The organism is Luteimonas sp. TWI596 (genome assembly GCF_039674105.1).
In the GTDB taxonomy this organism is placed as follows: domain Bacteria; phylum Pseudomonadota; class Gammaproteobacteria; order Xanthomonadales; family Xanthomonadaceae; genus Luteimonas.
Genome location: NZ_JBDJMU010000001.1, coordinates 113006 through 126722 on the forward strand (window position 1 = coordinate 113006; position 13717 = coordinate 126722).

At 67.3% G+C, this 13717-nt stretch carries 15 protein-coding genes and 2 tRNA genes; 11 read left to right on the forward strand and 6 right to left on the reverse strand.

Annotated elements, in window-relative coordinates; translation table 11 throughout:
• The first annotated feature begins 17 nt into the window (after positions 1–17).
• The 4 genes from ABE487_RS00505 (at position 18) to ABE487_RS00520 (ending at position 1973) form a co-directional block, all read left to right on the forward strand.
• Entirely contained in the window at positions 18–335 is a 318-nt protein-coding gene (locus ABE487_RS00505; RefSeq protein WP_047136501.1) for an integration host factor subunit alpha, read from the forward strand.
• Positions 328–684, forward strand: a complete 357-nt coding sequence (locus tag ABE487_RS00510; RefSeq protein WP_047136502.1) for a MerR family transcriptional regulator — start codon at positions 328–330, stop codon at positions 682–684. Before ABE487_RS00505 ends, ABE487_RS00510 begins: the two co-directional genes overlap by 8 nt.
• A gap of 48 nt (positions 685–732) precedes the next feature.
• A tRNA-Pro gene (locus ABE487_RS00515) sits at positions 733–809 on the forward strand.
• Positions 810–971: 162 nt separating this feature from the next.
• Entirely contained in the window at positions 972–1973 is a 1002-nt protein-coding gene (locus tag ABE487_RS00520; RefSeq protein WP_346452853.1) for a TraB/GumN family protein, read from the forward strand.
• A gap of 56 nt (positions 1974–2029) precedes the next feature.
• Here ABE487_RS00520 and ABE487_RS00525 read toward each other — a convergent pair whose 3' ends face one another.
• Complete coding sequence (locus ABE487_RS00525) at positions 2030–2380, reverse strand: DUF1428 domain-containing protein (protein WP_346450860.1); 351 nt, start codon at positions 2378–2380, stop codon at positions 2030–2032.
• A gap of 117 nt (positions 2381–2497) precedes the next feature.
• Here ABE487_RS00525 and ABE487_RS00530 point away from each other — a divergent pair, with 117 nt between their 5' ends.
• Positions 2498–3166: a winged helix-turn-helix transcriptional regulator gene (locus tag ABE487_RS00530; RefSeq protein ID WP_346443519.1), complete on the forward strand. Its 669-nt coding sequence runs from the start codon at positions 2498–2500 to the stop codon at positions 3164–3166.
• An 88-nt stretch (positions 3167–3254) separates the two neighbouring features.
• On the opposite strand, the gene dxs is transcribed toward ABE487_RS00530, so the two are convergent.
• The 4 genes from dxs to ABE487_RS00550 form a co-directional block, all read right to left on the reverse strand.
• Positions 3255–5168: a 1-deoxy-D-xylulose-5-phosphate synthase gene (gene dxs / locus ABE487_RS00535; RefSeq protein WP_346450861.1), complete on the reverse strand. Its 1914-nt coding sequence runs from the start codon at positions 5166–5168 to the stop codon at positions 3255–3257.
• Between the two features lie 150 nt (positions 5169–5318).
• Positions 5319–5987: an HNH endonuclease gene (locus ABE487_RS00540; RefSeq protein ID WP_346443537.1), complete on the reverse strand. Its 669-nt coding sequence runs from the start codon at positions 5985–5987 to the stop codon at positions 5319–5321.
• A gap of 132 nt (positions 5988–6119) precedes the next feature.
• Complete coding sequence (locus tag ABE487_RS00545) at positions 6120–7910, reverse strand: acyl-CoA dehydrogenase C-terminal domain-containing protein (RefSeq protein WP_346450863.1); 1791 nt, start codon at positions 7908–7910, stop codon at positions 6120–6122.
• A 64-nt stretch (positions 7911–7974) separates the two neighbouring features.
• Positions 7975–8448 (reverse strand): LEA type 2 family protein, encoded by a 474-nt coding sequence (locus ABE487_RS00550; RefSeq protein ID WP_346447786.1) that lies wholly within the window; start codon positions 8446–8448, stop codon positions 7975–7977.
• 143 nt (positions 8449–8591) lie between these two features.
• Between ABE487_RS00550 and ABE487_RS00555 the strand changes: the two genes are divergently transcribed.
• From ABE487_RS00555 to ABE487_RS00580, 6 genes are all read left to right on the forward strand, one after another.
• Positions 8592–8667, forward strand: a tRNA-Phe gene (locus ABE487_RS00555).
• A gap of 256 nt (positions 8668–8923) precedes the next feature.
• Positions 8924–10849 carry an ATP-dependent endonuclease gene (locus ABE487_RS00560; RefSeq protein ID WP_346450865.1) on the forward strand — a complete coding sequence of 642 codons (1926 nt, stop codon included), beginning with the start codon at positions 8924–8926 and terminating at the stop codon, positions 10847–10849.
• Positions 10850–10970: 121 nt separating this feature from the next.
• Positions 10971–11240 carry a type II toxin-antitoxin system ParD family antitoxin gene (locus ABE487_RS00565; protein WP_346450867.1) on the forward strand — a complete coding sequence of 90 codons (270 nt, stop codon included), beginning with the start codon at positions 10971–10973 and terminating at the stop codon, positions 11238–11240.
• Positions 11237–11551 carry a type II toxin-antitoxin system RelE/ParE family toxin gene (locus tag ABE487_RS00570; RefSeq protein ID WP_346450869.1) on the forward strand — a complete coding sequence of 105 codons (315 nt, stop codon included), beginning with the start codon at positions 11237–11239 and terminating at the stop codon, positions 11549–11551. The genes ABE487_RS00565 and ABE487_RS00570 overlap by 4 nt, the downstream gene beginning before the upstream one ends.
• Positions 11552–11652: 101 nt before the next feature.
• Positions 11653–12849 (forward strand): cation:proton antiporter, encoded by a 1197-nt coding sequence (locus ABE487_RS00575; RefSeq protein ID WP_346450871.1) that lies wholly within the window; start codon positions 11653–11655, stop codon positions 12847–12849.
• Between the two features lie 125 nt (positions 12850–12974).
• On the forward strand, positions 12975–13466 hold the full coding sequence (locus tag ABE487_RS00580) for a DUF6491 family protein (RefSeq protein ID WP_346450873.1): 492 nt from the start codon (positions 12975–12977) through the stop codon (positions 13464–13466).
• Here the strand turns inward: ABE487_RS00580 and ABE487_RS00585 are convergent.
• Positions 13442–13717: an oxidative damage protection protein gene (locus ABE487_RS00585; protein WP_346450875.1), complete on the reverse strand. Its 276-nt coding sequence runs from the start codon at positions 13715–13717 to the stop codon at positions 13442–13444. The two genes, ABE487_RS00580 and ABE487_RS00585, sit on opposite strands and share 25 nt — an antisense overlap.

Sequence of the window (13717 nt, forward strand, 5' to 3'; positions counted from 1 at the left end):
CACAAGGGGATGCGGGCGTGGCGTTGACGAAGGCGGACATGGCCGAGAAGCTCTACGAAGAAGTCGGGCTGAACAAGCGCGAGGCCAAGGAGTTCGTCGATGCGTTCTTCGACGTCCTGCGCGAAGCGCTGCAGCACGGCCGCCAGGTCAAGTTGTCGGGCTTCGGCAACTTCGACCTGCGGCGCAAGAACGAGCGCCCCGGCCGCAACCCCAAGACCGGCGAGGAGATTCCGATCTCCGCGCGCACGGTGGTCACCTTCCGTCCCGGGCAGAAGCTCAAGGAGCGGGTCGAGGCCTACACCGGCACCGTTGGCGCGGGAGCTGCTCATGCTTGATCCGGGCAGCAACCGCGAACTGCCGCCGATCCCGGCCAAGCGCTACTTCACGATCGGCGAGGTCAGCGAGCTGTGCGACGTCAAGCCGCACGTGCTGCGCTACTGGGAGACCGAGTTCCCGAGCCTGAGCCCGGTCAAGCGCCGCGGCAACCGCCGCTACTACCAGCGCCACGACGTGCTGATGGTGCGCCAGATCCGCGGCCTGCTCTACGAGCAGGGCTACACGATCGGCGGCGCGCGCCTGCGGCTGGAAGGCGAGGGCGCCAAGCAGGAGTCGGCGCTCAGCAGCCAGATCGTGCGCCAGGTGCGCATGGAGCTCGAGGACGTGCTGCAACTGCTCAAGCGTTGACGCAGGCATGGGCGAAACGCCCGCCAACGGGTATACTGCCTAGCTTTCCGGGGTATAGCGCAGCCTGGTAGCGCACTTGTCTGGGGGACAAGTGGTCGTCGGTTCGAATCCGGCTACCCCGACCAAATATTGAGGCCCGCCTTGCGCGGGTCTTTTTTTGGCGCGCCCACCTGACTGCGGCCTGGTGGCTGGATCGCCGTAGGCTTGCCCGGCGGGCCAGGCCGGCATCCAATCGCGGCTTCGGAGCTGGGACGCCATCGATGCGTGGGCGAATCGTCGGAATCGTGATGGGTATGGCGCTGATCGCAGGCGCGGCCCCGGCGTGGGCGCAGGCGCGCGCTGCGGGCGCGGCGCCGCCGCCGTCCGGTGAGGCGGGCATCGTCGACATGGGGCCGGTCGTGGTCTCGGGCGTCCAGCCGGGCCCGGGGATCTGGCAGGTGCGCCGCGGTGATCACACACTCTATGTGCTCGGCGAGGTGTCGCCGTTGCCGCGCGACATCGACTGGAACATCGATGAGGTCGAGGCGGTCATCGCGCGCGCGCAGACGGTGATCGCCGCGCCGCAGATCGAACTGCGCGCCGATGTCGGCCGGTTCCGGACGCTGCTGATGGTGCCGGCGCTGCTGCGGGCCCGGCGCAATCCTGACGGTAAGCAGTTGCAGGATGTCGTGCCGCCCGCGCTCTACGCGCGCTGGGCGCCGCTGAAGGCGCGATGGATCGGGCGCAGCGATCGCGTCGAGCGCTGGCGGCCGGTGTTCGCGGCCGGCGAGCTCTATGCCTCGGCGATCGCACGCATGCGCATGCGCCAGGACGGCATCGTCGAGCCGGTGGTCACGCGCCTGGCGAAGGCGCATCGGGTGCCCATCGTCCGGACCGACCTCGAGATCCGGGTTGCGGACACGAAGGCGGCGCTGCGCGAGTTCGGCGGCGCGCCACTCGACGATCTGCCCTGTTTCGAGCGCATGCTCGCGCGGATCGAGCGCGACTTGCAGCACATGGGCGAGCGCGCCAATGCCTGGGCCGTCGGCGACATCGATGCGCTGCGCGCGCTGCAGGGCGAGAACGCCTACACCGTCTGCATGCGGACCTTCACCCAGGGCGCGCTGGCGAAGCGACTCGGTGTCGAAGACGTCGACCGGCGCGTCGAGGCGCGCTGGCTCGAAGCTGCCGAGACCGCGCTCGCGCAGAACCGGACGACGTTCGCGGTGCTGCCGATGTCGCTCGTGCTCGGCGAGCATGGCTATCTCGCCAAGCTGGCGGCGAAGGGCTACGAGGTCCAAGCGCCTTAGCGGAGGTCCGCCGGCACCCACGGCGCGACGGACGCGCGCGTTCGGCGTGCGCGGGCTCAGGCCTCCACGAGCAGTGCGAAGCCGCCATAGATCATGCGCTTGCCGTCGAAGGGCATCTCCGGCATCTGCTGCATGCGCGGGTCGGCCATCATCTTCTCGTGGGCTTGGTCGCGGGCGGCGCGGTCGGGATACTCCATCCAGCTGAACACCACGGTCTCCGCGTCGGTCGCCTGCACAGCGCCCTGGAAATCGTTGCATTTGCCGCGTGGCACCTCGTCGCCCCAGGCCTCTACGCACCGGACGTGTCCATACGTCTTGAACACCTTGAACGCATCGCGGGCATGCTGTGCATACGCGTCCTTGTTGGCGGTCGGGACCGCAACCACGAAACCCTGGACATAGGTCATGCGTCATCTCCTGTCGAATGGAACGAGGCGTCCTGGAGGACGCGTTGCCGATCCTGCGCTATGAAGTTATAAAAAACAACTATGAAGTTAGAAAAAGAAACTGAAATAACCCAGGCGATGGCGGGCCGCTGGTACGACGACGCCTGCGGCGCGGCGCTCGCGCTGGAACTCGTCGGCGAGCGTTGGGCGCTGCTGGTGATCCGTGAACTGATGTTCGGCCCGCGCCGCTTTTCCGATCTCAAGGCCGACCTCACCGGGATTAGCGCGAACGTGCTGACGCAGCGGCTGGCGGGGTTGGAACGCATCGGCGTGCTGCGCAAATGCCAGCTGCCGCCGCCGGCTCGGGTGCAGGCCTACGAACTGACGGCCTGGGGCTACGAGGCCGAGCCGATCTTCCAGGTGCTGGGCCGTTGGGCGGTACGTTCGCCGCTGCACGACCCGACGCGGCCGCTGTCGGCGGTCTCGACGATGCTGTCGCTGCGGACGATGCTGCGGCCCGATCGTGCGCCGCTGACGATGTCGGTGGCCTTCCGCTTTCCCGGCAGTGCCTTCATCGGCCGGCTGACTTCAGCGGGGCTGGCGATCGAGCGCGGCGACTCCGATAGCGTGGATGTCGTATTCGAGACCGAGACGACCACGGCCTTCGCCGGTCTGGTCTATGGCGGCCTGTCGTTCGACGAGGCCGAAGCCGCGGGCGCGCTGCGCCTGAGCGGTGACCGCGCGCTGGCCGCGCAGTTCATCGGCTGCTTCGCGCTGCCCGACAAGATCGAGGCACGCGCCCGGTAGCGCGGGCGTCAGTCAACGCTTGTTGGTCCGGTGGTCCGCCCGGTGCGCGGGTCACCACCGGCGGCGGGGGCCAGGACGCGCCGCAGGCTCAGCCTGCGGCGCTGCCCACAGCCGGTGTGGCAGCCACCGCCAGATCCGACCAGCGTGCCAGCACGGCGGCACGAATGCCGGCGACATCGAGTCCGGCCTCGGCCAGCAGATCCTCGCGGCTGGCGTGGTGCTGGAACGCATCGGGCAGGCCCAGGTGCAGGACCGGCAGCGCGATGCCCTCGGCGTTGAGCAGTTCGGCCACGCCCGAACCGGCGCCCCCGGCCACGACGTTGTCCTCCAGTGTCACGAAGCCGTCGTGCGACCGCGCGAGCTCGAGTACGAGCGCACGATCGAGCGGGCGAACGAAACGCATGTTGACGATCGTCAGATCCAACTCGGTGGCGACGACCTCGGCGGCCGGCACGATGGCGCCGAAGGCGAGCAGGGCGATGCGGCGGCCTTGCCGGCGGATCTGCGCCTGCCCGATCGGCAGCGTCTCCAGGCCGGGCGCGATCTCGGCGCCGGGGCCGGTGCCGCGCGGGTAGCGCACCGCGGCCGGGCCCTCATAGCGGAATCCTGTGGTGAGCATGCGCCGGGCCTCGTCCTCGTCGGCGGGCGCCATGACGACCATGTTCGGCACACAGCGCAGGAAGCTCAGGTCGAGATTGCCCGCATGCGTGGCGCCGTCCGGTCCGACGACACCGCCGCGATCGATCGCGAACAGCACGTCGAGGTTCTGCACCGCGACGTCGTGCACCAGCTGGTCGTAGGCGCGCTGCAGGAAGGTCGAGTAGATCGCCACGACCGGCTTGGCGCCCTCGCAGGCCATGCCTGCGGCCAGCGTCACGGCGTGCTGTTCGGCGATCGCGGTGTCGAAATAGCGCTCGGGGTATTCCTTCGAGAACCGCACCAGGCCCGAGCCCTCGCGCATCGCCGGGGTGATGCCCAGCAGGCGGTCGTCGGCGGCCGCCATGTCGCACAGCCAGTCGCTGAAGACATCGGTATAGGTCGGCTTCTTCGCACCGCCCTTGGCGACCACGCCTGTGTTCGGGTCGAACGGCGACACGGCGTGGTAGCCGATCTGGTCGCCCTCGGCGAGCTCATAGCCCTTGCCCTTGGTCGTGATCACGTGCAGCAGCTGCGGCCCCTTGAGACCGCGCAGCGTCTTGAGCGCGCCCACCAACGCTTTCACGTCATGGCCGTCGATCGGGCCGGTGTAATGGAAGCCCATCTCCTCGAACAGCGTGGACGGCACGAACATGCCCTTCCAGTGTTCTTCCCAGCGGCGCACGAACTTCGCCGTCGGGTTGTTCTTGTCGCCAAGCAGCTTCTTGCCGCCTTCGCGCAGGGCATTGAGCGTGCGGCTGCCGGTCATGCGGCCGAGCATCTGGGTCAGGCCACCGACCGCCTCGCTGATCGACATGCGGTTGTCGTTGAGCACCACCAGCAGGTCGGGCTCGGGCTCCATGCCGCCGGCGTGGTTGAGCGCCTCGTAAGCCATGCCGGCGGTCATCGCGCCGTCGCCGATCACCGCGACCACGCGGCGCTCGTTGCCGGCGTGCGCGTTGGCGATGGCCATGCCCAGCGCGGCCGAGATCGACGTGCTCGAGTGGCCCACCCCGAAGGTGTCGAACTCCGATTCCTCGCGCTTGGGGAACGGCGCCACGCCATCCTTCTGCTTGACCGTATGGATGCGGTCGCGGCGGCCGGTGAGGATCTTGTGCGGGTAGGTCTGGTGGCCGACGTCCCAGACGATGCGGTCTTCGGGCGTCTCGTACAGGTAGTGCAGCGCGGTCGTGAGCTCGATCACGCCCAGCCCGGCGCCGAAGTGGCCCCCGCTGCGGCCGACGGACTCGATCAGGTAGGCGCGCAGCTCGTCGGCGATCGCCGGCAGTTCGCTCTCGTCGAACTGGCGCAGGTCGGACGGCGCGTCGATGCGCGCAAGGCGCGGGTAGCGCGAGGAATCGATCATTTGCGCATTGTAAGGCCTGGCCCCCGTCCGGGCGTCATGCCGCAGTCACGCACGCGCCGGGCGACGCCCCGCGTACTGTGGGGTCACCCGGTGGACAGGCCAATGCGACACGCGGGGCGTCAACGCGCCGCGCCGACGCCCGTGTCCCCTTCAGATGACGGCGCGCGGGCCGCGGCGGGGCAGGTGGGCGCTCAGAAAGCTCATCTGGTCGGCAAGAATGTTGCGGTTGCTCAGGATCAGATGCTCGATCCAGCTCGGCCGGAAAGGCACTGCCAGCAGCGGCATGCCGGCCTGTTGCGGCGTGCGCCCGCCCTTGCGGGAATTGCAGGCCACGCAGGCCGAGACCACGTTCTCCCAGATGTCGAGCCCGCCCTGGGACAGCGGGGCGACATGGTCGCGGGTCAGCGACTGGCGCCCGACCTGGCGGCCGCAGTACAGGCACAGGTGATGGTCGCGGGCGAACAGCGCGGGATTGGTCAAGGCCGGGGTCGGATCGATCGCACTGGCGCGGGCATGGCTGCGGCCGGCGATGATCGGGTGCAGGTCCAGCCGGCTGCGGTGGCCGGTCGCGCGGCACAGCCCGCCCAGCACCGTGATGCACGGATCGCCGAGCGTCCAGGCCACCGCGTCGCGCGCGTACAGACACGCCGCATCCTGCCAGCTGATCCAGTTCAATGCCCGGCCATGCGCGTCGAGGGCAAGCAGACGCACGCCGGCAGTGTGGGGGCGGGGGGCGGAATCGAACGCCGATGCTTCGGCGACCGGCGCCGGATCGGAACCGGTGGGGACGAGGCGAGGGCGCGCGCAGTCGGTCTCCATCGGGAATCGAGCATATACCCGAACTGTGACGGTTTGTGCAAGGCGCGCGCCGGGGGGCTCGGGGCGGCGCCGCCGGTCCCGGGGCCGGGCGCGCCAGTGTCTGTATCTCCGCAGTGGCGCGCCCGGCCTGGGTCAGCTGTCGAAGGCCTCGTCGGCCAGCGACAACAGCGGTGCCGGGCCGCTTTCGATCGCCGCGGCGTGCGCCAGCGTGCGCGGCAGCAGACGCGCGAAATAGAACCGCGCGGTCTCGCGCTTGCCGGCCTTGAACGTCTCCGACCGCGACGAGGCGTCGGCGACGGCCACGCTGCGTGCCCACCAGTACGCCAGGGCGACGTAGCCGGAGAAGAACAGGTAATCGTGCGCGGCGGCGCCGATCTCCTCGGGGTCGGCCGCTGCGCGCTCGGCGATGGCGCGGGTGAGCGCCTGCCATTGCGCGGCCTTCTCGCGCAGCGGGCCGACGAACTCGGCCAACTGCGCATCGCCTTCGTGCTCGCTGCAGAACGCCTCGATCATGCCCAGGAACACACGCAGCCCTGCGCCCTGCAACTGCAGCACCTTGCGGCCCACCAGGTCCAGCGCCTGGATGCCGGTGGTGCCCTCGTAGAGCGTGGTGATGCGCGCATCGCGCGCCAGTTGCTCCATGCCGTGCTCGGCGATATAGCCGTGGCCGCCGAAGCACTGCAGCGCGTGATAGGTGCACTCGTTGCCCCACTCGGTGAGGCAGGCCTTGACGATCGGGGTCAGGAAGCCGAGCAGGTCGTCGGCCTGGCGGCGCGCGGTCTCGTCGCCGGCGCCGTGCGCCGCATCGACCAGCGAGCCGGCGTGGTAGGCGAGCAGGCGGCCGCCCTCGGTCAGCGCCTTGCAGGTGAGCAGCATGCGGCGCACGTCGGGCTGCACCAGGATCGGGTCGGCTGGCTTGCTGGGCAACTTGGGACCCGACAGCGCCCGCGACTGCAGGCGCTCGCGTGCATAGCGCAATGCGTTTTCGTAGGCACGCGTCGCCAGGCCCAGGCCCTGCACGCCGACGCCAAGGCGCGCGGTGTTCATCATGGTGAACATCGCCAGCAGGCCCTTGTGCGGATGGCCGACCAGCCAGCCCTCGGCGCCGTCGAAGTTCATCACGCACGTCGCCGAGCCGTGGATGCCCATCTTGTGCTCGACCGCGCCGCAGCGCACCGCGTTGCGCGCGCCGAGCGTACCGTCGCGCCCGACCTTGACCTTGGGCACGACGAACAGCGAGATCCCCTTGCTGCCGGCCGGCGCATCAGGCAGGCGCGCCAACACCAAGTGGATGATGTTGTCGGTCAGGTCGTGCTCGCCGGCGGTGATGAAGATCTTCGTGCCGGTGATCGCATAGGCGCCGTCGGCCGCAGGCTCGGCGCGCGTCTTGAGCAGGCCGAGGTCGGTGCCGCAGTGCGGCTCGGTCAGGCACATCGTGCCGGTCCAGGTGCCGGCGATCAGCGGCTTGAGGAAGACTTCCTTCTGCCAGGCCTCGCCGTGGTGGTGCAAGGCGTTGACCGCGCCGTGCGAGAGCAGCGGGAAGTTGCTCCAGGCCAGGTTGGCCGCGTCGATCATCTCCTCCAGGCAGATGCCGACCGTGTGCGGCATGTTCATGCCGCCGAACTCGGCCGGTGCACTCATGCCGGTCCAGCCGCCTTGCGCGAACTGGTCGTAGGCGTCCTTGAACCCGTCGGGCGTGGTCACCGCACCGGTGGCCTTGTCGTAGCGCACGCCCTGCTCGTCGCCGATGCGGTTGAGCGGTGCGAGCACGGTATCGCACAGTCGGGCGCACTCGTCGAGCACCGCATCGACCGTCTCGCGGTTGGCGTCCTCGAAGCCCAGGGCGGCGAACAGGGACTCGACCTGCAGCACATCGTGCAGCGCGAAGCGGATATCGGTCAGCGGGGCGTGGTAGGTGCTCATGGCATCGGCTCTTGCAAGAGGAGGGCGGGCACGCGATGCGTGCGCGGCGGGACGTGCGCCGGGATCAGCGCAGCACGCCGGGCAGGCCCGGCACGGGGCTGAGCGCGCTGTCGCGGCGGACGGTGTAGTCGCGGGCGGCGCCGCGGTCGTTGGGGGCGGCGCGCAGCGTGCCGTCGATGCGATAGGGCAGGCCGCGTCCGGCAGCCAGCGCATCGGCCGTCTGCAGCCGCGCCTGCGCGCTGGGCGCGAACGCCAGCGTGAGCACATCGGCCGCCTCCGGCCCGATCGTGATCGGCGTCGAGGACGCCAGCGTGCCGGCCGCGTCGCCGCCGACCGTCAGGTCGAGCCGGATCGACTCGAAGCGCATCGGCACGCTGCTGTAGTTCTGCACCCGCAGGTCCACCGACCAACTGCCATCGGCCGCAACGCTCAGCTGCTGGATGCTCGCCGCCGGCTCGGAGACCCGGCGCGGCGTGGTGGCGCAGGCCGCGACCACGCAGGTCGCCAGCAGGATCGTCAGCAACTTCCACGGCTTCATCGCAGCGCTCCGTCGAGGGTGGGCCCACGATGTTAACGCGTCGCCGCACCCGGCCGATGCCTGCTCGGGGCGCCCTCGAACAGGGACGGTCACGAAACGGTTGCCGTTCTGCGGCGCGCCCCGTATCATGCGCGTCCCGCAGTGGCCGGGTAGCTCAGTTGGTAGAGCAGGGGATTGAAAATCCCCGTGTCGGGGGTTCGATTCCCTCCCCGGCCACCATCTTCGGATGAAAAAAAAGCGGAAATTAAAGGGGTTCCGTGCAAACGGAGCCCTTTTTGCTTTCCAACGCAGGGGCCCTGGCGCTCGTATGGCTCCGGGATGGCTCCTGAAGCTCAGCCGTCCAATGCCGCTGGATCTCGGCGTTTCACGCCCGCCCTTGGACTACCCACTCATGCCCCTGTGCTGGTCGCCTTGGGACTAGATGGGAGAGGGCGCTGGCGCTATGGTGCGCAGGCCGACCACAGGGACAGGTCACATGCGCATCAAATCAGTGCGGATCCGCAATTTCCGCTCATTCGACGATCAGACGGTCTCCTTCGATCCTTATACCTGCTTTGTAGGCTCGAACGGCGCAGGCAAGTCGACGGTCCTCAACGCCCTCAATGTTTTCTTCGGGGAGGGGGCCAGCGCGACGCCCGTCGACGCGCTCACGGTCGAAGACTTCCACCAGAAGCGAACTGACACCCCAGTTGAGATCACGGTCACCTTCCACGAGCTATCGCCGCGTGCGCAGGAGCATCTGAAGGACTATTACCGCAATAGCGAGCTAATCGTTACGGCTGTCGCGGCGTTCGATGAGGCAAAAGGGAAAGCCCCGGTCCAGCAGTTCGGCGAGCGCATGGGGATCCCGGCATTTGCCGACTTCTTCAAGGCCTACAAGGAAGGAGGCGCTGGGGAGATCACGGCTGCGTTCGACGCGCTGAAGGTGGCCTATCCCGCTATTCCCGCTCCCGCGGGTCGGTCCAAAGACCACAAGAAGGACGCTCTCCATGCTTTCGAGGCCGATCCTGCGAACGCGGCGATGCTCATGCCGTTGCGCAGCGCGGACCATTTCTATGGGATCGCGGGTCCCTCGAAGCTCCGTCCCTTCCTACAGTGGGTGTATGTGCCCGCCGTAAAGGATGCAACACAGGAGCAAGCGGAGAGCCGAGACGGTGCGCTGGGCAAACTCTTGGCTAGAACGGTCCACGCTCGCGTCAACCTGAAGGCGGATCTGAGCGAGATCGAACGCATCGCTCAAGAGCAGTATCAGGCGTTGATCGAAGCGAACCAGGGCGTTCTTGACGAGGTTGCCGAAACGCTTTCGCGTCGTTTGGGCGAGTGGGCGCATCCAGATGTGAACCTAGCAATCAACTGGAATAGCCAGCCGGTGAAAGTGGGGGCGCCCACCGCGCGGGTGCGCGTCGGTGAGCAAGGCTTCGAAGGTGATCTCGCGCGCTTTGGGCATGGCTTCCAGAGGTCCTACCTGCTGGCGCTCTTACAGGAGTTGGCCGCCGTTCCTGGTGATGATGCGCCCACTCTCATTTTGGGCGTGGAAGAACCCGAGCTGTATCAGCACCCGCCGCAAGCACGCTATCTCTCACAGGTTTTGCGTCAGCTTGCTGACCAAGACGCCCAGGTGCTGGTTACGACACACAACCCGTGCTTTGTCGGTGGTTACACATTCGAAGCGGTGCGGTTGTTCCGTAAGGATCAAGAGACTCGATCCACCCGAGTGCTCATGCTGGCACATGAGCGGTTTTCCCAACGCTATGCCGAAGCTTCGGGCAAGCCAGCACTTCGGGCGAACGCTATCGAGGCGCAACTTAATGAACTTTTGCGCGGCGCAATCAACGAAATGTTCTTCGCGAGCAAGATCGTGCTCGTTGAAGGATCAGAAGACGCCGCGCATCTCTGGTCTTGGATCACTCTGACAGGTCGCCTCACCCGTCTCCGCAGTCAAGGTGTCCACATAATTGCCGTGGACGGTAAGAGCAATTTGGTCAGGCCAGCGATCATCGCGCAAGAACTTGGGGTGCCGTGCTTCGTGATATTTGACGGTGATCGAGCTCAAAAGGCGCACGGTGATCAAGTCGCTGACAACAAGAAGCTGCTCCGCGTACTCGGCTTCTTGGAAGAGGATTATTTCCCCGACGAGGTCCGATGGGGCACCAACTTCGTTCAATTGCCTGACGATTTAGCGACTCTTGTCTATCAGGAGTTGACAGCGTCGCTCGGCGCCGAGTCCCTCGCCCGGGTCACAGAAATCGCTCGGGTCGCTTGTGGTCATATGCCCACGCCCAACAAGAACACGACATTCATCCAGCATCGTCTGACTGCAGCTCATGACAAAGGCGCTCGTTGCCAAACGCTCGACAACATCTGCGAGCGGATCCTTGCGATACCTTTGGCCAATGCCTAAGCCAACCTAAGCGGGTGCCTGGCCGCACGACCTCGCAGGGTTTGCTTCCTGAAGCCGGGCGTGGCAATGGCCCTGCGCCGAGAGTAGGATTGAATCCTATTCGATAGTTCAGGTTGTCGCCATGCGTTCGACCCAGCAGTTCAGCATCACGCTCCCCAATGAGATGGCCGACTTGGTCAAGGCCAAGGTCGCTGCCGGCGAGTACGCGACGGAAAGCGAGGTGATCCGGGATGGCTTGCGCACGCTGCTGGCCCGCGATCGGGCGATGGAGGCGTGGTTGCGCGAGCAGGTGGTGCCGGTGGCCCAAGCCTTGAAGGACGCCCCGGGACGCGCGTTGTCAGTTGGCCAGGCCCGTGAGCAACTAACAGAGAAGCGCCGGCGCCGCGCATGAGCCACCGGGTCGAGTTCGCTCCGGAGGCGGTGGCCCAACTCGCTGCGATCGAGGAGTACATCATCAATGCCGGGGCACCTGCTTCGGCCGTCCGCTACGTCGACGCCATCGTCGCCTACTGCGAGAGCTTGGAGACGTTTCCGGAGCGGGGAACAAAGCGAGACGACCTGTTTCCGGGCCTTCGGATCACGAGTTACCGTGGCGCAGCTGTGATTGCGTTCCTTGTAGATGCCGAACGGGAAGTGGTCTCGATCCTCGGCGTGTTCTACGGCGGTCAGGACTATGAGGGGATGTGGTCGCTCGACGGCTAACGGCGGCAGTGTCATAGCAGCCCTGCGACCCAATGACACGGCCTGAGCGTCACCCGATAATCCGCGCTTCGCTGCCGACAGGCGGCTGAAGGACAATGCGCATGCACGCAGTCACCACCATGGAAGTGTTCCTGATCGCGATGGCGATCATCTTCTGTGCGCCGTTCCTGATCTGGCGCCTGGGGCGCACGGACTACTTCGCGCCGCTGGTCGTGGTGCAGATCCTCACCGGCATCGTGCTCGGGCCCGGCATCCTCGGGGCAGTATTCCCCGGCTACTACACCTTCGTGTTCCGGCCGGAGGTGGTGCAGATCCTCAACGGGCTGGGCGCCTGGGCGGTCATGCTGTTCGTGCTGATCGCGGGGATCGAGCTCGATCTGAGCAAGGCGTGGCTCAACCGCCGCGAGAGCGGCATCACCGCGGGCCTGGCGCTGGGCGTGCCGCTGGTGTTCGGCGCGCTGGCGGCCTTCGGGCTGCTGCGTTTTCCGGGCTGGATTGGCGCTGAGGGCGCGGACTGGCAGTTCGTCGTCGGCGTGGGCATGGCCTGCGCGGTGACGGCGTTGCCGATCCTGATCCTGCTGATGGAGAAGCTCGCCATCCTGCGCCAGCCGGTCGGGCAACGCATCCTGCGCTACGCCAGCCTCGACGACATCGCCATCTGGGGCGTGCTGGCCCTGGTGCTGCTCGACTGGGAGCGCATCGGGCGCCAGGTCGGCTTCCTGCTGGCGTTCGCGGTCGCCTGCGTGGTGTTCCGGCGCCTGATGCGGGCGATTCCCGAACGCGACCGCTGGTACGTAATGCTGATCTGGCTGGCCGTGTGCGCTTTCGGCGCCGACTGGTCGGGCCTGCACTATATGGTCGGTGCGTTCCTGGCGGGCGTGGTGATCGACGCGGACTGGTTCGATCAGCAGGACATGGATCGGCTGCGGCACAACGTGCTGCTGGTGATGATGCCCGTGTTCTTTCTCAGCACCGGCCTGCGCACCGAATGGAGTGTCGGCGGCGCCACGGTCTTCGTTGCTGCGTTGGTCCTGCTGGTGGCCTCGGTGGCGGGCAAGCTCGCTGGCGTGCATCTGGCCGGCCGCTTGCTCAAGTGGGCGCCCGGCGAAGCCTCGTTGATCGGCTGGCTGCTGCAGACCAAGGCGCTGATCATGATCATCTTCGCCAACATCCTGCTCGACAAGGCCATCATCTCGAGCGCGACGTTCACCGCGCTGCTGCTGATGGCGGTGATGAGCACGATGCTCACGATCCCGATGGCCACGCCGCGCCTGCGCGCGCTGGGGATGGGCAGGTAGGTAGGCGAGGACCTCAGGCCGGCAGCCCGCCGGCCGCTGAACGCCGCCCCGCCGGGGTCTGGATTGCCGCGCAGGTGGGCGCATGATCGGTGACCGATACCGCGCGAGATCGAAGGAGGTTACGTATGCGCCGCCATTCCGCCCCATTCGCTGCCGCGCTGGTCGCCGCGCTGACGCTCGGTGCCTGCGCCAGCACCGGGCTCCGCGACACCGAGAAGTACGCGCTCTACGACGCGCATGCCGGCGCGCCGGTCGACCATTTCCGTTACCTGGGTCAGATCAACGGTTGGACGCCGCTGGGCGACAGCGCGCTCGCGGTCTGGACGCGTCCGGGCGAGGCCTTTCTGCTCGACCTGTCGGGGCCGTGCCAGGATATGGACTACACGCCGGCGATCGGATTGACCAGCACCATGAGCCGGGTCGATGCGCGGTTCGACAAGGTGCTCGTGTACAGCCGCAGTGCGATCAGCATGCCCTGCCACATCCGCCAGATCCGGCCGCTCGACGTCAAGGCGGTGCGTGCGGCCGAAAAGCACAACCGCGAGGGCGGGCCCTCGCTCGACCGGCCGTCCGATACGTCGACGCCGGCCGCTCAGCCTTCCGATTCGGGCACGTAGCCCATCGGGCGGGCGGTCTGCCGCTCGAACAGATACTTGCGCATCTCGCCTTCGAGGAAGGCGCGGTGCTTGGGGTCGAGCGGCGAGAGCCGGTTTTCGTTGATCAGCATGGTCTGGTGTGCCAGCCAGCGCGCCCAGGCCGGCTTGCCGATGCTGGCGAAGACCTGCTTGCCCAGTTCGCCAGGCCAGGGGATGAAATCCAGGCCCTCGGTCTCGGTCTGGTCGTGGACGCAGTGGACGCGTCGGCTCAT

Excerpts from the sequence above, each read along its gene's own strand:
- dxs (WP_346450861.1), bottom strand. The coding sequence starts at position 5,168 with ATGATCGATTCCTCGCGCTACCCGCGCCTTGCGCGCATCGACGCGCCG.
- ABE487_RS00530 (WP_346443519.1), top strand. The coding sequence starts at position 2,498 with ATGGCGGGCCGCTGGTACGACGACGCCTGCGGCGCGGCGCTCGCGCTG.
- ABE487_RS00540 (WP_346443537.1), bottom strand. The coding sequence starts at position 5,987 with ATGGAGACCGACTGCGCGCGCCCTCGCCTCGTCCCCACCGGTTCCGAT.
- ABE487_RS00510 (WP_047136502.1), top strand. The coding sequence starts at position 328 with ATGCTTGATCCGGGCAGCAACCGCGAACTGCCGCCGATCCCGGCCAAG.
- ABE487_RS00545 (WP_346450863.1), bottom strand. The coding sequence starts at position 7,910 with ATGAGCACCTACCACGCCCCGCTGACCGATATCCGCTTCGCGCTGCAC.
- ABE487_RS00580 (WP_346450873.1), top strand. The coding sequence starts at position 12,975 with ATGCGCCGCCATTCCGCCCCATTCGCTGCCGCGCTGGTCGCCGCGCTG.
- ABE487_RS00575 (WP_346450871.1), top strand. The coding sequence starts at position 11,653 with ATGCACGCAGTCACCACCATGGAAGTGTTCCTGATCGCGATGGCGATC.
- ABE487_RS00525 (WP_346450860.1), bottom strand. The coding sequence starts at position 2,380 with ATGACCTATGTCCAGGGTTTCGTGGTTGCGGTCCCGACCGCCAACAAG.
- ABE487_RS00585 (WP_346450875.1), bottom strand. The coding sequence starts at position 13,717 with ATGAGCCGACGCGTCCACTGCGTCCACGACCAGACCGAGACCGAGGGC.
- ABE487_RS00565 (WP_346450867.1), top strand. The coding sequence starts at position 10,971 with ATGCGTTCGACCCAGCAGTTCAGCATCACGCTCCCCAATGAGATGGCC.
- ABE487_RS00570 (WP_346450869.1), top strand. The coding sequence starts at position 11,237 with ATGAGCCACCGGGTCGAGTTCGCTCCGGAGGCGGTGGCCCAACTCGCT.
- ABE487_RS00550 (WP_346447786.1), bottom strand. The coding sequence starts at position 8,448 with ATGAAGCCGTGGAAGTTGCTGACGATCCTGCTGGCGACCTGCGTGGTC.
- ABE487_RS00520 (WP_346452853.1), top strand. The coding sequence starts at position 972 with ATGGGTATGGCGCTGATCGCAGGCGCGGCCCCGGCGTGGGCGCAGGCG.
- ABE487_RS00560 (WP_346450865.1), top strand. The coding sequence starts at position 8,924 with ATGCGCATCAAATCAGTGCGGATCCGCAATTTCCGCTCATTCGACGAT.